The sequence below is a fragment of the Asticcacaulis sp. genome, from assembly GCF_047605585.1.
In the GTDB taxonomy this organism is placed as follows: domain Bacteria; phylum Pseudomonadota; class Alphaproteobacteria; order Caulobacterales; family Caulobacteraceae; genus Asticcacaulis.
On the sequence record NZ_JASGFK010000005.1, the window covers coordinates 139,891 to 155,773 of the forward strand.

Below are 15,883 nucleotides of genomic sequence, written 5' to 3' on the forward strand. Positions count from 1 at the left end.
GTTTAGACGGCTGCATTGCCGCTGACGGGAGAAACATAAATTCAGAACGATACTGGCTGTAGTCGGCAAATCTGTTACATATCGTTCCAAATGGAGAACGATAATGCGTAGCGACCTCAACGATCTGGCCTATTTCGCCGAGGTAGTCACACATGGCGGGTTTGCCGCCGCCGGGCGCGCCTTGCGCGAACCCAAGTCGAAACTCAGCCGCCGGATCGCCGCGCTGGAAGACAGGCTGGGCGTGCGCCTGATCGAACGCTCCAGCCGGCGCTTTCGCGTCACGGATGTCGGTCAGGTCTTCTATCAGCGTTGCCGCGCCATGCAGGCCGAAGCCGAACAGGCCGAAGCGCTCGTGGCGGAGGCGCAGTCCGAACCCCATGGCCTCATCCGCTTCAGTTGCCCCACCGGCCTGGTCGAAGTCATTTCGCCACTGGTCGCCGGCTTCCTCGAGCGCTATCCGAAGGTTTGGCTGCAGCTCGTCGCCACCGATCGCTCGGTTGACCTGATCACCGAACGGATCGACCTGGCGCTTCGGGTTCGCTTGTCACTCGACAGCGATGCCTCGCTGACTATGCGAACCCTTGACCAATCGACCCGCATACTGGTGGCCTGCCCGCAACTGGCCGGCCGCATCGGTGACATCGATCAGCTGTCGGATTATCCCCTTCTCGTATCGAGCGATGACCAGGACAGTACAGAATGGCCCCTGGAAACCGATGAGGGGCGCCGCCAGCTCATTCGGCATCAGGCGCGCATGGGCTGCACGGATTTTGCCGCCGTACGCACGGCCGCCATAGCGGGACTAGGTGTCGCGTTTCTTCCCGACCATGTGTGCCGGCAGGCCCTGGAGGATGGCCGCCTGACCCGTGTGCTGCCGGTGTGGCGCGGTCAAAAAGGCATCGTCCATCTTGTTTTCACCACCCGGCGCGGCCTGCCGCCGGCAGTGCGCAAGCTGATCGATCATCTGGCGGCGGGTTTCCCGAAAGATGCGCTCAGCGGCGCCAACGGCTGATATCAATGGCGGTCGACCGCGTCCGATGGAACAAGTCTGCGCTGCGGCGCTTCCGAAAGCGATCAACAGTCCTATGGCGCACCCAAGAGGATTCGAACCTCTGACCTTTGCCTTCGGAGGGCAACGCTCTATCCAGCTGAGCTATGGGTGCCGCTACAGGACCAGAGCTACCTAAGCGAAACCGTCCGCGCACTCAACTGCAAAAATGACATTAGCCGGAATTAGGCCGCGTGCTTTCGCGCCGCACCAGTTCCGGCGCCACGATAACCCCCTCCGCCGGCGCCGGCGCCCCCGCCTCCAGCGCCGCCACCAGCATTTCCAGCCCGCGTCGCCCCAGATCGAACACGCCGACACGCAGGGTGGTCAGCGGCGGCGAGGTAAAGCGGGCGATCGGGATATCGTCAAAGCCGATCACCGCCATGTCTTCCGGCACCTTTACGCCCGCTTCCCGCAAGGCCAGCAGACAGCCAACCGCCATCATGTCATTGGCCGCAAAGATACCGTCCGGGCGCTCCGGCCCGGCCAGCAGCGCCTTGGCGCCGCGATAGCCGGACTCCTCGGTGAAATCGCCTTCGAACAGCGCCGCACCCTCACAGATCGACAGGAAACCGCTTTGCCGCTCCCGCGCCTCGAAATTATGCGACGGTCCGGAAATGATCGCCGGTCTCTGACAGCCCTGCTCACGCAGATGCCGGGCAGCCGTAACACCGCCGCCGAAATTATCGATGCTGATGCCGCCCTGGCCGGCGCCGATATGGCTGACAATGGTCACCACGGGCAGGTTCAGCGGCAGGACGGTCGCCAGGTCGTGCGAGTCGACAAAGGGTGACATGACCAGCAGACCATCGACCCGGCCACCCATGGCGCGCATGATACCGAGCGCTTCATCCGGATTGCCGTGCGAACCGGACACCAGCAGATGCAGACCGCGCGCCCGCGCCGCCACATCGATGCCGCGAATGATTTCGGCGAAGAATTCGCCATAGATATCTGGCAGCAACACTCCGACGGTATTGGTGCGCGACATGACCAGCGACCGCGCGCCGCCATGGGGCACATAACGCAGGCGCTTGGCGATCTCCAGCACGCGCTGCTTGACATCGTCAGCGACATTATCGAGGCCGTTGATGGCGCGGGACGCCGAGGCGATGGACACATTGGCTTCGCGCGCGATGTCTTTCAGCGTAGCTCCGGCCATGTGATCTCCTTCCCTTCTGATGTAAGTCGATTATGAAGCGCTGTAAAGTTGCGGGTGCAGGGCCAAGCCTTCACTAAAATGGTGGCCCTTCGTCTTTCAAAATGGAAACGCCGTCACGCCCTTGATCCATTCGTCGATGACCAGCGCCTTGACCGCCGGCGGGGCGGCGCGTTCGCGGCAATTGGGCCGTTCGCACAGCCGGCACATCGGTCCGGTCTGGACGGCATTGGGCTGGGCCAGATCGAGCCCGCGCGCATAGATCAGTTTCTCGGCATATTTCAGCTCACACCCCAGGCCGATCGCCTGTTCGGCATAGGCGCCATCGGCATAGGCGCGCAACCCCCGATCAAGCGTGCGCGACAGGGTGAAATAGCGCTGACCATCAGGCGTTTCGATCACCTGCGTAATGATCCGGCCGGGTGTCTGGAAGGCCTGGTGGATATTCCAGCGCGGACAGGCGCCGCCATATCTGGAAAACGGGAAATGTCCGGCAGCGAAACGCTTGGAGACATTGCCGGCGGAATCGATGCGCATCAGGAAGAAGGGCACCCCACGGCTGCCGGGCCGGGAGAGCGTGGTCAGGCGCTGAGCGGCCTGCTCGTAGGAGACCTCGAATGGCGCGCGCAGCAGCTCGATATCATAGGCATTGCTTTCGGCCTCATTGAGGAAGCGGCCATAGGGCATCAGCGTGGCGGCGGTCAGGGCATTCAGCAGGGCGATCTTGTAGAGCCGCGCCGTGGTCAGATCGGGCGCCTTCGCCTTTTCCGCCAGAGCGTTGATCTCGGCCCCACAGGTGCTTAGCGCCAGTTGGTAGAGGATAGCGAAGCGCCGCGACGAACCGCCGAGGGTCTCCGAGATCATCAGGCGGCGGCGGTGGGGATCAAAGCGACGCTGGTAGATCATCATCACCTGCGCCGGCATCAGGCGGATTTCGATGCCGTATGCGTCCTTGAGCTGGCGTAGGGCCGCCTCTTCAAGCGTATGCGGATCGCCGCCCAGGGCATTGAAAAGCTGCTCGCCCCGTTCGTCCAGTTCCGGAAAGAAGTTGTGGTGGCTCTGTATCTGGTCGCGCACCCAGTCGGTGGGCGATTGCTCAGTCTCTTCCGGCGCCGCCACCAGGGCATCGCGCTTGCGGCGTTCGGTATAGGCACGATAGAGCCGCGTCACCGCCTCGGCCGCCATGGGGGATGAGGCCACCAGTTCGGAGATTTCCCGCCGTGGCAGGTGCAGGTCTTTGAACAGCGGGTCGGCGAAGATTTCGACCAGGTCGGCCTCGCCGGCGGGTTCGGAGTCGTCGGTAAAGGTGCGCAGGTCAAGATCGTAGGTCGCCGCCAGCTTGAGCAGCACCTGCGCCGTGACCGGCCGCTGGTTGCGTTCGAGATGGTTGAGATAGGAGGCCGAGACGCCGAGATCGGCGGCCATCTGGGTCTGGGTCAGGCTGAGGTCATAGCGCAGTCGCTTCAGCCGCCCGCCGAGGAAGAGTTTGCGATCCAGATCGGCCATAGGCTGCCTCCAAGAGGCAAATATTGTCATAAATTTACAAATAACGCAATGTCACAATTTTCCAAATGACGCCATTTGCATGCCTAAATATCTATCTTTACCAACAATATAAGCGCTTCATGTCTTCACACACATCGACGGTACGCCGTCTGAAAGTAGACATATTATGACACAAAAGCTCAAATCCACACCCATCACCAACCCCTGGGGCTTTGCTCTTGAAGATTGGGCCACCGTCTATGCCGCCTCCTTTGGGCTCTTCGCGCCCGGCACTCTGATGGCCGCCCGCCGCCTCACCACCTCCACGCCTGCCCCCCCCCAACAAGGATAAGCGATCATGACAACGTTCCAGGATTTAGTCCCCGCCGCTCCCAAGGGCCGTTTCGACGGCATACAGCGTAACTACAGCCCCGAAGACGTCCTGCGCCTGCGCGGCTCCTTCCCCATCCAGCACACGCTCGCCGAGCGCGGCGCCAACAGGCTGTGGGAGCTGCTGCACACGGAGCCCTTCATCAATTCGCTGGGCGCCATGACCGGCAACCAGGCCATGCAGATGGTCCGCGCCGGCCTGAAAGCCATCTATCTTTCCGGCTGGCAGGTCGCGGCCGACTCAAATACCGCCTCGTCCATGTATCCGGACCAGTCGCTTTATCCTGCCAATGCAGCCCCCGAACTGTGCAAGCGCATCAACAAAACCCTGCAACGCGCCGACCAGATCGAGCACTCGGAAGGTTGGCCAAAAAACGAAAATGCGCGTGACTGGTTCGCGCCGATCGTCGCCGATGCCGAGGCCGGTTTCGGCGGCCCGCTGAACGCCTTCGAAATCATGAAGGCCTTTATCGAGGCAGGCGCCGCCGGCGTCCATTTCGAGGACCAGCTGGCCTCTGAAAAGAAGTGCGGCCACCTCGGCGGCAAGGTGCTGATCCCGACCCAGGCGCACGAGCGCACCCTGACCGCCGCCCGTCTGGCCGCCGATGTCATGGGGACGCCGACCCTGACCATTGCCCGTACCGACGCGGAATCGGCGCAACTGATCACCTCGGACGTCGATGAGCGCGACCATCCGTTCATCGAACGCGACAACCGTACGGTTGAAGGCTTCTATCGCCTGAAGCCGGGCACCGGTCTCGATCACTGCATCGCCCGCGGTCTGGCCTATGCCGATTACGCCGACCTGTTGTGGTGGGAGACCTCGCACCCCGATCTCGACGACGCCCGCAAGTTTGCCGAAGCCGTCCACAAGGTCCATCCGGGCAAGCTGCTGGCCTATAACTGCTCGCCCTCCTTCAACTGGAAGGCCAAGCTGGATGACGCCACCATTGCCAAATTCCAGCGCGAGCTGGGCGCCATGGGCTACAAGTTCCAGTTCGTGACCCTGGCCGGCTTCCACTCGCTGAACAACGGCATGTTCGAGTTGGCCGACGGTTATCGCGATCGCGGCATGGCGGCCTATTCCGAACTGCAACAGCGCGAATTCGCCAATGAAGCCACCGGCTACACCGCTACCCGTCACCAGCGCGAGGTCGGCACCGGCTATTTCGACAAGGTCGCAATGACGATCAGCAATGGACAATCCTCCACCACGGCCATGAAGGCCTCAACCGAGACGGCGCAGTTTGTCGCCGCCGCAGAATAGGAGATTTGACAATGGAAACCAGCAATCGTGACTCGATCATCGCCTACTGCCTGGCGCCGCTGAACCTCAATCCGAACAGCGAAGCCATGCGCGAAACCGTCCGCCGTCTGGACCACGCACTCAAGACCTTCCAGTCGCAGGCCGGACGCCCGGTCGCGGTCGACTTCTCGCAGATGCCCTCCCTGGTCATCAACGAAGCCGCCCACGGCTACGAATAACCCGGCATAATCAGAAGAATAAACGCCGGTTTTGACGCCCTCTCCTGCCCCCGGAGAGGGCGTCGTCATTCGTGGATTTACACCCGCGTATCCACTGCATAATATGCCGTCGAGCAACGGGGAAAAGATGATAATGCGCCTTACGAGACGTTGGCTTATGGGCGCCTTCGGCGCACTTATTCCCTTCACGGCCAAAGCCGCGGATACGCAAGGCGCACCTGTACCGCCTTCTCTGGATACCCTGCTGGCAAGCTTCCCCTATAAGGTCATAACCACCACCGGCGAAAAGGCACTGGCGGAATGGAGCCGGCTGAAAACCAATAACGAGGGCTGGCCCGTGGTCGTTGGCAGTGAAGACGACCTGCGGATGCTGCTGGAGAACTTCAGCTATGCCGCCCCCCGGACACCGGTTGATATCCTCAAGGCCGCCGACGCCCTGACCCTGCCAAAGGATCTGATCGCCTGGCAGGCGACCAATGGCTATGGCGGACTGGGCGACCCCGTTGGCGAATGGCCGGCGCAGGTAGATTCCGGCAATCTCGGCCTGAGCGTGGCAATTGACATCCTGACCGATAAACCTCTGGCAACCGCCTACATCATCATGGTCCCGACCACACATAGCTGGGAAGTGCCGGCCTATCTGCGCTGGGGGAACTGGAACGCCTGCCCGCCGCCTGAATATCATGTGGCGCTTCTGCGTTCGTGGCATGAGCGGTTTGGCGCCGAAATCGCCGGCCTCAGCGGGGATGTCCTGAACCTGCAGATCATCAGACCCTTGCGTGAAAAGGATGAGGCCTTGGCTGTGGCGCGGGAACAGTATGTCTATTGCGCCGACCTCGTGGAGCAGGGCGTAGGCAGTCTGTCGGCACTGGCGGCAACACTCATCGGACAGGACTGGTGGTACTTCTGGTGGGATTAATTTTCAGCCTGCCTCTTTCTGCGCTTTACAAAACAGAGTTACGGGCACAGATTTATCGCCAGCCTTCTCATCAGAAACCACCGACAGGACGAAACGACCAGCAGGACCTGCAGACATGTCCCGCAATGGAGTTTCATCATGAATACGCCTTCGGATACCCTGTTTTCCCATATCAAGCCCGCAGATACCCCTTACCGGCCGGATGGCCTGCGCGACTTCTTCCTCTACCGCGACCTCGGGGTGGCCGATGCCACAAAGGGCAATGTCATCGCCCATCTGGTCAAGGCCAATCACCCGCCCACAAACGGCACGGGCTGGCATTATCACGTCGCCGATTTCCAGATCGTCCTGATGATAAAAGGCTGGGCAAAGTTCATGTACGGCAGCCAGGTCACGCTGGTAGAGGCCGGTGACTGCGTCCACCAGCGCCCCGGACTGGTCCATTACCTGTTCGATTATTCGCCGGACATGGAATATCTCGAAATCGTCAGCCCGGCGGATTTCGGCACGATATCCTGCAAGGGCCCCTGCATCGCGCCACCGATTACGCCGTGGACATAAATTGCGGCCTGCGAGGGATTTTTTAACCGTGCCATGTCAGGATAGGCCTTCAGGGAAAGTCCCGCGTATTTTGGGATAAATGAATGCCAAACACCGAAGCCAGCCGCCTGGCGGCGCTCAAGCGTACCGGTCTTCTGGACAGCGATCCGGAACCCCTTTTCGACCAGCTGACCCAGCTGGGCGCCCGTTTTCTCCATATGCCCACCTGCCTGATTTCGCTGGTCGATGAGGATCGCCAGTGGTTCAAATCACGCGTCGGCCTTGAGGTGCAGAGCACACCTCGCGATGTCGCCTTCTGCGATCATGCCATTCGCGGGCAGTCGGTAATGATCGTGCCGGACGCCACCAAGGACCCGCGCTTTCGCGACAACAAGCTGGTGACCGAAGGTATCAAGATCCGCTTCTATGCCGGTGCGCCGATCACTTATGAGGGCGAGAATATCGGCACTGTCTGCGTGATCGATTATCGACCCAATACCCAGTTCGGTGACCGGGAAGTGGCTGTGCTCAAGCATCTGGCGGAAATGACCGCGGGTATATTGCGCAAAAACGCCTCTGAACGCGACAACGACGAACTGCTGCTTTAGGTCTTTGTTTTAGCCCGCCCGATTGAGATAGTCTTCCGAACGCATTTCCTCCAGCCGCGAGACCGTGCGCTCGAACTCGAACGCGCCATCGCCCACCGGATAGAGCAGGGAAGGCTCGGCATCGGCCAGGATTACCGTCTTGGTGCCGGCTTCATACAAGGCGTCGATCAGGGTGACGAAGCGTTTGGCCTCATTGCGGTTGGAGGGCGACAGGATCGGCACGCCCTCGATAAACACCGTAGTGAAGCGTTCGGCGATGGCGAGATAGTCGGCCGGACCATTATTGGCGGCGCACAGCTCCGCGAAGGTGGCGCGCAGCATGGGGCCGGCAGCGCGGGCAAAATGCAGCTTGCGCTCATTGACCGTCAGCACGCAGTCCAGTTCGGTCATCAGGTGCTTCATGTCGGCCCACAGGCTATTGAAGGCGGCGATGGCGTGCGGTTCGGTGGAGGGCGAAAACCAGGTCTTGGCGCCACGCAGGCGGTCCATGCGGAAGTCCTTCGGCCCGGAGACCTCGACCAGGGTGGTGCGTTCCTTGATCATACGGATAAAGGGCAGGATATGCTCGCGATTCAGCCCGTCCTTGTAGAGATCGTCGGGCGGGCGGTTCGACGTGGCCACCAGTATGACTTTGCGGGCAAACAGGGCCTCGAACAGGCGCCCCAGGATCATGGCGTCGGCGATGTCGGTCACCTGCAACTCATCGAAGCATAGCAGCTGAGACTGGCTGGCGATCAGGCGGGCCACCGGCGCGATCGGGTCGTCGCCCTTGTGCGTGCCGAAATTGATCTTGCGGGTCTTGGCGTCGCTTTCGCGCCACAGGCGGATGTTGTGATGCACCTCGGCCATGAAGGCATGGAAGTGAACGCGACGCTTCGAAATCTTGTGCACATTGTTGTAGAACAGGTCCATCATCATGGACTTGCCGCGCCCCGGCGGGCCGTAAAGATAGAGACCGCAGACGCGCGGCTGGATGCCGAGCAAGCGGCGCCACAGGGCGCTGCTCTGGCGGATGCGGCGTTCGAGCACGACCAGACTTTCGATGGCCGCCTTCTGGGCGGCATCGGGAATAATCTCGCCCGTTTTCAGCAGGCGTTTGTATTCACTACGGATATTGGTCATTCGATCTGTTCACGCGACGGCCTTTGCGGCCACCCACCATTTATAGGGTCCGTTTATAGACGATAGGCTTCAAAATGGCGTTAAAAAAATGCTGCAAGTGCGTTGGGTCAGCAAATCCAGGCCTCAGCCTTTTACAAAGGTTTTGCAGTCAGGGAGTTTTTCAGGCGAAGCCTTAAAGTCGCTTGCTGCGGGCAGCGACAGTTAACGCGCACACAACAACACCCAATGCTACCGCCAGCCCACACACAAAAGCTTCCTGCGGTTTTCCAGCAGCACTATATCTATCGGCCAAACGCACAAAGCCAAAACACCAGCCAATGACGACAACCAAAAACAGCCATGCCTTCCAGTGGACCGGAATGATCATGCCACGTGAAATGATCGTCGGCTTTGTATCTATGAACCAGTGTTCATCCTTGTCAGTCATAAAAGCCCTCTGACCGTAGACTACTTTGTCAATCGCTTCGAAATCTGCTTGGCCACCTGAATACCATGAGCGGCTGAGGTGGTCACGCAGGGATGCCAGTAGTCAGTCACCTCGCCACAGGCATAGATACCCGGCGCACTGGTTTCGCCGAAGCGATCGACCCGCACATAGCCATTTTCGAGGTCCAGCGTCAGCCCCTCCGGCACCACCGCTTCGAAGCCGTACATCACGCCCCAATAGTCAAAGGCCTGCCCATTGACCGCAAGGCTATCGGTATCGAGATCGCATTGGCCAGTCACCACCGACACATCCGGGATCATCTCCTGAAGCAGCTTCTGCGCTCTCGGGCGGTTGCGGCTGAAGATCGTCACCTCTCCGCCGCGATCACGCACAAACCGGGCCTGGTCGAAGGCATTGTCGCCGCCGCCGAAAATGGCCACGCGTTTGCCCTTCACCTCCAGCGCCTCCATCGCCGCCCCCGGTCCGACGACAACCCGGTCCGAAGCGGTGAAAAAGCCGGCGCGCGGCCTCGAGCCGGTGGCGATCACCAGATAGCGCGTGGAGAGGACTTCGCCTTGCGTCCGCACAGACAGCCCGTCTTCCGAGACGCTCAGGACAGGCCTATTCAGCCGCACCTCCACGCCTTCGGCTGCCGCATGCGCCGCCAGCGAGGCCGCGACCTGCTGGCCGGTCTTGCCCTGCACGCCCGGTATCCACAGGTTCTCATACGGACTTCGCGTCTGCAAACCGCCCAGCTGCGATGATGCCTCCAACAAAAGGCACGTCACGCCCAGCTTCTTCAGCCAGATGGCGCAAGCGATCCCGGCCGGACCACCGCCGATAATGATGACATCCGTATGTGGCATGATCCCTTATGGTTTCCCTGGAAACGGCATTTTTGTCTAAATCATCCTAAGCCGGCAATTAGGTCTTGTCATATGGCTGAAAAAGGCCCATTTGCGCGCCACGTACACGTTCAGCTTGAGGAGCAGCATTATGGGTTATCGGGTCGCCGTTGTCGGCGCCACCGGCGCCGTGGGTCGCGAAATGATGGCGATCCTCGAAGAAGTCAATTTCCCCATCTCGGAAATCTACGCGGTCGCTTCGCGTAAATCCATGGGTATCGAGATTTCCTTCGGCACAAAAACCCTGAAATGCCAGGACCTCGAGCAGTTCGACTTCTCCAAGGTCGATATCGTTCTGATGAGCGCGGGTGGCGACGTTTCCAAGGCCTGGTCGGAAAAGATCGGCAAGGCCGGCCCCATCGTCATCGACAATTCGTCGGCCTGGCGCATGGACCCGGACGTGCCGCTGATCATTCCGGAAGTGAACCCGGACGCGGTCTGGGACGCCAAGAAGAAGAACATCATCGCCAACCCGAACTGCTCGACCATCCAGATGCTGGTCGTGCTCAAGCCCCTGCATGACGCCGCCACCATCAAGCGCGTCGTCGTCTCGACCTATCAGTCGGTGGCCGGCGCCGGCAAGGCGGGCATGGACGAGCTGTGGGACCAGACCAAGGCCATCTATGGTCTCGGCGACAAGGAGCCCAAGAAGTTCACCAAGCAGATCGCCTTCAACGTCATTCCGCACATCGACGTCTTCATGGAAGACGGCTATACCAAGGAAGAATGGAAGATGATCGTCGAGACCCACAAGATTCTCGACCCCACCATCGATGTCGTCCCCACCGCCGTGCGTGTGCCGGTCTTCGTCGGCCACTCGGAATCGATCAATATCGAGTTCGAGAGCCCGATGGACGAGCAGCTGGCCCGTGAAATTCTGCGCGAAGCCCCCGGCGTCGCCGTGGTCGACAAGCGCGAGAACGGCGGCTACATCACACCGATCGAGGTGGTCGGCGAATTCGATACCTACGTCTCGCGCATCCGCAACGACACTTCCGTGCCTTACGGCATCTCGCTGTGGTGTGCATCGGACAACCTGCGCAAGGGCGCGGCGCTCAACGCCGTGCAGATCGCGCAGCTTCTCGACGAACGCGGTGTTATCGAGGCCAAGACCGACGCTTAAATCTCACTGATCGTGATGTTTTTAAAGCCGGCGGAGCCTGAAGGTTCCACCGGCTTTTTCTTTCTGGATGCCCCATGTCTTCGCAAGCCCCCTCTCCCATCGCTGGCAATCTCCTGACCTCGCCCATCGGGCTGGCCATCGCCTGCTATACGATCTGGGGCATCGTCCCGTTGTTCTACGCGCCGATCCACGCCTTTGGTGGCGGCGCCATCGAAATCATCGGTCATCGGTCGCTATGGGCTTTTGTCTGGGCCGGCGGTCTGGTTCTGGCCCTGAAACAATGGCCACAGGTACGTAACGTACTGGCCACGCCCTATCTGCGCTGGATGCTGCTGTTATCGTCACTGCTGGTCGCAACCAACTGGGGCGTCTATGTCTGGGCCGTGACCAGTGGTCACACCATCGAGTCCGCGCTGGGCTACTACATCACACCGCTGCTCAACATGGCGGCCGGCGCGCTGCTGTTCAAGGAACGCATCGACAACTGGGGCAAAGCCGCCATCGGCCTGGCTGTTGCGGGCGTCGTCATCCAGACAATGGCCATCGGTCACATACCGTGGGTGGCGCTGATCCTGGCGGCGACCTTCGGCAGCTATGGCGTCGTGCGCAAGCATTTGCCGGTGCCTGCCCTGGCCGGGCTGTTTGTTGAGACCGCCTATCTGGTTATCCCGGCCGTTGTCTATCTGGTTTGGCTGGAGGGCCACGGTCAGGGGCACTTCTTCGCGCCATCGCACGCCTTCTGGTTCATGCTGACCGGGCCGGTGACGGTGCTGCCGCTGGTGCTGTTTGCCTTTGCCGCCAAGCGCCTGCCGCTTTCGACGCTCGGCTTTGTGCAGTTTATCGGCCCGACCCTGACCTTCCTGATCGGCCTGCTTCAGGGCGAGCCCTTCACGCCTCTGCGTGGCGTGTCATTCGCCTTTATCTGGCTGGGTGCTGGCGTTTTTGTCTTTGGGGCGTGGCGGCGGCTGAAAGCGATCAAGCCGGTAGAGGCGAATTAAGGCAAAGGGGCTCAGCCCCTTTGATCCCAAAACCTAAAGGCAAGAATACAGCGCATTGATCAGCCCGACCGGGCGGGGATCGCCCATCAGATAGGCCGATTGCTTATTCATCACATAGCCGACGCTCAGGCGCTTTTCCGGATCGGCCGTGGCGCAGGAACCGCCCCATCCGCTGTGGCCCAGAGCGCGGTCGTTCGGGCCATAGATGTTGATGCCGCGATTGCGCAGAAGGCCCGCCGCCCAGCTCAGCCTGAACGGCAGCACCCGGTCCTGGCCATAGACACGTTCGCGGGTCAACTGGCCCAGCGTGCCGAGTGACAACAGCTTCTGCCCCTTCAGCGCGCCGCCATTGGCGATCAGGCCCATGAACTGCGCCAGCGACAGCGCGGTCGAATGCGTATTGGCCGAAGGGATTTCCATGCGCCGCCAGTCGGCCGAGCCCTTGCCCGCCGGGGCCGAACCGCGATCGAGGAAGGCCGCCTGCTTGATGGCGTCGATCGGACCGAGATCCGGTGCCGAGGTCGGCTTCTGCATCACCGCAATGCGCGGCGCATATTCGTCCGGCGTACCGATCATCAGGTCAAGCCCGAACGGTGTGGCGATATCCTCAAGCAAGGCCGTGCCCAGCGAACGGCCATCGACGCGGCGAAACACCTCGCCCAGCAGATACCCACCAGCAATGGGGTGATAACCGGAGCCCTCGCCCGGCGTCCACAAAGGCGCCTGCTCGCATAACGCCTTCAGCGTCGCCGGGACATCGAACCAGATCGACGGGTCCTGCGGCGGCGAAAAGCCCGGCAAACCGCCCTGGTGAGAGATCAACTGGCCCACCGTAATCCCCGCCTTGCCGTTCTGGCCGAATTCCGGCCAGTAATGCGCCACCGGCGTTTCGTAATCGAGCTTGCCGGCATCGACCAGCCGCGCGATCATTACCGCCATCACCGCCTTGCCGGTCGAGAACACCGGCGTCAGGGTCGTGTCGCTAAAGGGCACCGCCCCTTCGCGGTCGGCATTGCCACCCCAGATATCCAGCACCGTCTCGCCATCGACCACGGCCGAAAAGCGCGCCCCGCGTTCAAGCCCCTGAGCGAAATTGGCGGCGAAAACATCCTTAACGGCGGCGAATTTGGGCGGGCAGATACCGGAAATTTCGGTCATGGGGGGAGGCACCTTTTTCTGATTCCTTCGTGTGTATCGCTACACCTGGGATGTGACAAGACATAGCCCGGCGGCGCTCACACCTCCAGCGACTCGCGCAGCCATTTTTCATAGTCCTCACTGGCCCAGACCACCGGCGTGGCGAGGATTTCCGGCACCTCATAGCCGTGGTGCTGCTTGACCAGCTTTTCCAGCATCGGCAGTTTTTCCACCAGGGTCTTGGCGGTCAGCATGACCTCGTCGGCCGTATCGATCTCGCCCTTCCAGCGATAGGTGGAATGGATTTCGAAACTCTGCACACAGGCCGCCAGACGGGCGGTGACCAGCAGGCCGGTCAGGCTCTGGCATTCGGCCTCATTGGCGCAGGCAATGGAAACAGTCACAATATCGGTCATGCCGCCGTCCGCTAGGAATCAAGATATCTGCAATGTCACTGACGACAATGCTGCTGACCTATTACCACTTCAGTTCAGTTTCAACACGCCTATTCAGGGCTTCCCGTATATTGTCGTCCGTAGCCGCTGGAGGAACAGATGTATCAGTGGAGTGTATTTGACCTGGCCTTTCCGTGGATCGGACTGGCGGGCGCCCTGGTCCTGCTGCCGCTGCTTTTCGGCACCAACCTGTTGCGCCGCAATCATGATGTTTCACGCTGGCGTGATCCGGCCTGGCTCGGCTGGCTTCTGACCGTAATCTACCTCATCCACAATGTGGAAGAATACGGGATCGATGCGCTAGGTCACCCCCACGCCTTTCCCACAGCATTGTGCGCGCAGCTTGGCTTCCAGACCTACCCGAATTGCGTGATCCCGCCCGTCTTCTATCTGTTCGTCAATATCTGCGCCGTGTGGATCGCCGCGCCCCTGTGCGCGCTGCTGGCGCGCCGCCATCCGGTATTCGGCGTTTCCATGGTCGGTCTGACCGCAACCAATGGCATTGTCCATCTGCTTCCGGTCTTACGCGGTCAGGGTTATGATCCCGGCCTGCTGACCGCGGTTGTGCTGTTTTTCCCGATCACCGGATGGATCGTCCGGGCCTGTTTCGGCAAGGGCAAACTGCCCTATCGCGCCCTGATCGCGATCCTTCTGGCCGGTATCCTGCTTCATCTGTGCCTGATGCTGCCGCTGCTCGCCTACACTCATGGCCTGATCGGTGCGCTAACGCTCAATACGATCCAGGCCCTCAATCCGCTCTGGCTTATTGTTCTGCCGTGGCTGGCCTGCGGCAAACATTTCGATCCTTGACACTTCACCACAAGAACATATCATGAACATTTATGAAGAAGACGCTTAAAGAGAGACTGGCCATCCTGTCGGACGCCGCCAAATATGACGCCTCCTGCGCCTCGTCCGGCACCACGAAGCGTGACTCATCGGCGTCCGGTGGCCTGGGCTCGACCGAGGGCTCCGGCATCTGCCACGCCTATGCGCCAGACGGCCGCTGCATCTCGCTGCTCAAGATCCTGATGACCAATTTCTGCATCTATGACTGCGCCTACTGCATCAACCGGTCGTCTTCCAATGTCGAACGGGCGCGCTTTTCACCGGAAGAGGTGGTGTGGCTGACCCTGGAATTCTATCGCCGCAACTATATCGAGGGCCTGTTCCTGTCTTCCGGCATTATCCGCAATTCCGACTACACCATGGAGCAGATGGTGCGGATCGCCCGTGACCTGCGGCTCAAGCATAATTTCCGCGGCTATATCCACCTCAAGACCATCCCCGAAGCCTCGGCGAAGCTGATCGAGGAGGCCGGGCTTTTCGCCGACCGCCTGTCGATCAATATCGAGCTGCCGACCGATGCCGGGGTGGAGGCCTTCGCGCCGCAGAAGCATCCGGCCAATATCCGGCGGTCGATGGGCGAGTTGAAGGCGAAGATCGACGAAGCCAGTGAACCGACGATGCGTAGTAAGACGCGCAAGCGCTTTGTGCCGGCCGGTCAGAGCACGCAGATGATCATTGGCGCCGATCCGGCCAGCGATGCCACCATCCTGAATACCAGCGCCGGGCTTTACAGCGGCTACAGGTTGCGGCGGGTCTATTATTCGGCCTTCTCTCCCATCCCCGATGCCTCGAAGGCCCTGCCGCTGATCAGGCCGCCTCTCGTGCGCGAACATCGCCTCTATCAGGCCGACTGGCTCTACCGCTTCTACGGTTTCGGCATCAACGAGATCACCGCCGCCCGGCCCGATGGCATGCTCGATCTCGATCTGGACCCCAAGCTGGCCTGGGCCCTGGCAAACCGCGCGCGCTTTCCGGTCGATATCAATAAAGCGGAAAAGGAGATGCTGCTGCGGGTGCCAGGCTTCGGCGTAAAAACGGTCAATGCCATCCTTAATACGCGCCGCTTCAAGCGGCTGGCCCTCGATGATCTGGCGCCGCTGAAAGTGTCGATTAAAAAAGTGCAGGCCTTTGTCGAGGCCGCCGGCTGGACACCGCTGAAACTGATCGATCGCGGCGACCTGCGCGGCATGTTCGCGCCGGAACCACGACAACTGCAACTGTTGTGAGTCCGGA

Annotated in this window: 17 protein-coding genes and 1 tRNA gene; 10 read left to right on the plus strand and 8 right to left on the minus strand. The window is 60.7% G+C overall.

Annotated features, from left to right (window positions below):
- The first annotated feature begins 103 nt into the window (after positions 1-103).
- Positions 104-1,012, plus strand: a complete 909-nt coding sequence (locus tag QM647_RS13810) for a LysR substrate-binding domain-containing protein (protein ID WP_414996115.1) — start codon at positions 104-106, stop codon at positions 1,010-1,012.
- A 74-nt stretch (positions 1,013-1,086) separates the two neighbouring features.
- On the opposite strand, the gene QM647_RS13815 is transcribed toward QM647_RS13810, so the two are convergent.
- From QM647_RS13815 to QM647_RS13825, 3 genes are all read right to left on the minus strand, one after another.
- Positions 1,087-1,163, minus strand: a tRNA-Arg gene (locus QM647_RS13815).
- A 60-nt stretch (positions 1,164-1,223) separates the two neighbouring features.
- The gene (locus QM647_RS13820; protein WP_414996116.1) at positions 1,224-2,210 is read right to left on the minus strand and encodes a LacI family DNA-binding transcriptional regulator; all 987 of its coding nucleotides are present in this window, start codon (positions 2,208-2,210) and stop codon (positions 1,224-1,226) included.
- Positions 2,211-2,306: 96 nt separating this feature from the next.
- On the minus strand, positions 2,307-3,713 hold the full coding sequence (locus QM647_RS13825; RefSeq protein WP_414996117.1) for a helix-turn-helix domain-containing protein: 1,407 nt from the start codon (positions 3,711-3,713) through the stop codon (positions 2,307-2,309).
- A 337-nt stretch (positions 3,714-4,050) separates the two neighbouring features.
- On the opposite strand from QM647_RS13825, the gene aceA reads away from it, so the two are divergent.
- The 5 genes from aceA (at position 4,051) to QM647_RS13850 (ending at position 7,634) form a co-directional block, all read left to right on the plus strand.
- Positions 4,051-5,349 carry an isocitrate lyase gene (gene aceA, locus QM647_RS13830; RefSeq protein ID WP_414996118.1) on the plus strand — a complete coding sequence of 433 codons (1,299 nt, stop codon included), beginning with the start codon at positions 4,051-4,053 and terminating at the stop codon, positions 5,347-5,349.
- 11 nt (positions 5,350-5,360) lie between these two features.
- On the plus strand, positions 5,361-5,567 hold the full coding sequence (locus QM647_RS13835; protein WP_414996119.1) for a hypothetical protein: 207 nt from the start codon (positions 5,361-5,363) through the stop codon (positions 5,565-5,567).
- Between the two features lie 133 nt (positions 5,568-5,700).
- Positions 5,701-6,486, plus strand: a complete 786-nt coding sequence (locus QM647_RS13840; RefSeq protein WP_414996120.1) for a DUF4253 domain-containing protein — start codon at positions 5,701-5,703, stop codon at positions 6,484-6,486.
- A 138-nt stretch (positions 6,487-6,624) separates the two neighbouring features.
- Positions 6,625-7,047, plus strand: coding sequence for a cupin domain-containing protein (locus QM647_RS13845; protein ID WP_414996121.1), 423 nt, complete (start codon positions 6,625-6,627; stop codon positions 7,045-7,047).
- 83 nt (positions 7,048-7,130) lie between these two features.
- Positions 7,131-7,634: a GAF domain-containing protein gene (locus QM647_RS13850; protein WP_414996122.1), complete on the plus strand. Its 504-nt coding sequence runs from the start codon at positions 7,131-7,133 to the stop codon at positions 7,632-7,634.
- A 9-nt stretch (positions 7,635-7,643) separates the two neighbouring features.
- Here QM647_RS13850 and zapE read toward each other — a convergent pair whose 3' ends face one another.
- From zapE to QM647_RS13865, 3 genes are all read right to left on the minus strand, one after another.
- Positions 7,644-8,756 carry a cell division protein ZapE gene (gene zapE / locus QM647_RS13855; protein ID WP_414996123.1) on the minus strand — a complete coding sequence of 371 codons (1,113 nt, stop codon included), beginning with the start codon at positions 8,754-8,756 and terminating at the stop codon, positions 7,644-7,646.
- Positions 8,757-8,928: 172 nt separating this feature from the next.
- On the minus strand, positions 8,929-9,183 hold the full coding sequence (locus QM647_RS13860) for a hypothetical protein (RefSeq protein ID WP_414996124.1): 255 nt from the start codon (positions 9,181-9,183) through the stop codon (positions 8,929-8,931).
- A gap of 20 nt (positions 9,184-9,203) precedes the next feature.
- Positions 9,204-10,049 (minus strand): NAD(P)/FAD-dependent oxidoreductase, encoded by an 846-nt coding sequence (locus QM647_RS13865; protein WP_414996125.1) that lies wholly within the window; start codon positions 10,047-10,049, stop codon positions 9,204-9,206.
- 130 nt (positions 10,050-10,179) lie between these two features.
- Between QM647_RS13865 and QM647_RS13870 the strand changes: the two genes are divergently transcribed.
- The gene (locus QM647_RS13870) at positions 10,180-11,211 is read left to right on the plus strand and encodes an aspartate-semialdehyde dehydrogenase (protein WP_414996126.1); all 1,032 of its coding nucleotides are present in this window, start codon (positions 10,180-10,182) and stop codon (positions 11,209-11,211) included.
- Between the two features lie 74 nt (positions 11,212-11,285).
- Entirely contained in the window at positions 11,286-12,209 is a 924-nt protein-coding gene (rarD, locus tag QM647_RS13875) for an EamA family transporter RarD (protein WP_414996127.1), read from the plus strand.
- Between the two features lie 33 nt (positions 12,210-12,242).
- Here the strand turns inward: rarD and QM647_RS13880 are convergent, their stop codons facing one another.
- Positions 12,243-13,367, minus strand: a complete 1,125-nt coding sequence (locus QM647_RS13880; protein WP_414996128.1) for a serine hydrolase domain-containing protein — start codon at positions 13,365-13,367, stop codon at positions 12,243-12,245.
- A 77-nt stretch (positions 13,368-13,444) separates the two neighbouring features.
- On the minus strand, positions 13,445-13,762 hold the full coding sequence (gene cutA / locus QM647_RS13885) for a divalent-cation tolerance protein CutA (protein WP_414996129.1): 318 nt from the start codon (positions 13,760-13,762) through the stop codon (positions 13,445-13,447).
- Positions 13,763-13,900: 138 nt separating this feature from the next.
- On the opposite strand from cutA, the gene QM647_RS13890 reads away from it, so the two are divergent.
- Positions 13,901-14,611 carry an HXXEE domain-containing protein gene (locus QM647_RS13890; RefSeq protein WP_414996130.1) on the plus strand — a complete coding sequence of 237 codons (711 nt, stop codon included), beginning with the start codon at positions 13,901-13,903 and terminating at the stop codon, positions 14,609-14,611.
- Between the two features lie 32 nt (positions 14,612-14,643).
- Positions 14,644-15,876, plus strand: coding sequence for a putative DNA modification/repair radical SAM protein (locus QM647_RS13895; RefSeq protein ID WP_414996131.1), 1,233 nt, complete (start codon positions 14,644-14,646; stop codon positions 15,874-15,876).
- Positions 15,877-15,883 lie beyond the last annotated feature (7 nt).

Bases quoted from the DNA above. Each gene is read 5' to 3' on its own strand.
- QM647_RS13840 (WP_414996120.1), top strand. From the start codon at position 5,701: ATGCGCCTTACGAGACGTTGGCTTATGGGCGCCTTCGGCGCACTTATT.
- zapE (WP_414996123.1), bottom strand. From the start codon at position 8,756: ATGACCAATATCCGTAGTGAATACAAACGCCTGCTGAAAACGGGCGAG.
- QM647_RS13845 (WP_414996121.1), top strand. From the start codon at position 6,625: ATGAATACGCCTTCGGATACCCTGTTTTCCCATATCAAGCCCGCAGAT.
- QM647_RS13895 (WP_414996131.1), top strand. From the start codon at position 14,644: ATGAAGAAGACGCTTAAAGAGAGACTGGCCATCCTGTCGGACGCCGCC.
- cutA (WP_414996129.1), bottom strand. From the start codon at position 13,762: ATGACCGATATTGTGACTGTTTCCATTGCCTGCGCCAATGAGGCCGAA.
- QM647_RS13820 (WP_414996116.1), bottom strand. From the start codon at position 2,210: ATGGCCGGAGCTACGCTGAAAGACATCGCGCGCGAAGCCAATGTGTCC.
- QM647_RS13850 (WP_414996122.1), top strand. From the start codon at position 7,131: ATGCCAAACACCGAAGCCAGCCGCCTGGCGGCGCTCAAGCGTACCGGT.
- QM647_RS13880 (WP_414996128.1), bottom strand. From the start codon at position 13,367: ATGACCGAAATTTCCGGTATCTGCCCGCCCAAATTCGCCGCCGTTAAG.
- QM647_RS13865 (WP_414996125.1), bottom strand. From the start codon at position 10,049: ATGCCACATACGGATGTCATCATTATCGGCGGTGGTCCGGCCGGGATC.
- QM647_RS13860 (WP_414996124.1), bottom strand. From the start codon at position 9,183: ATGACTGACAAGGATGAACACTGGTTCATAGATACAAAGCCGACGATC.
- QM647_RS13810 (WP_414996115.1), top strand. From the start codon at position 104: ATGCGTAGCGACCTCAACGATCTGGCCTATTTCGCCGAGGTAGTCACA.
- QM647_RS13890 (WP_414996130.1), top strand. From the start codon at position 13,901: ATGTATCAGTGGAGTGTATTTGACCTGGCCTTTCCGTGGATCGGACTG.
- rarD (WP_414996127.1), top strand. From the start codon at position 11,286: ATGTCTTCGCAAGCCCCCTCTCCCATCGCTGGCAATCTCCTGACCTCG.
- QM647_RS13835 (WP_414996119.1), top strand. From the start codon at position 5,361: ATGGAAACCAGCAATCGTGACTCGATCATCGCCTACTGCCTGGCGCCG.
- QM647_RS13825 (WP_414996117.1), bottom strand. From the start codon at position 3,713: ATGGCCGATCTGGATCGCAAACTCTTCCTCGGCGGGCGGCTGAAGCGA.
- QM647_RS13870 (WP_414996126.1), top strand. From the start codon at position 10,180: ATGGGTTATCGGGTCGCCGTTGTCGGCGCCACCGGCGCCGTGGGTCGC.
- aceA (WP_414996118.1), top strand. From the start codon at position 4,051: ATGACAACGTTCCAGGATTTAGTCCCCGCCGCTCCCAAGGGCCGTTTC.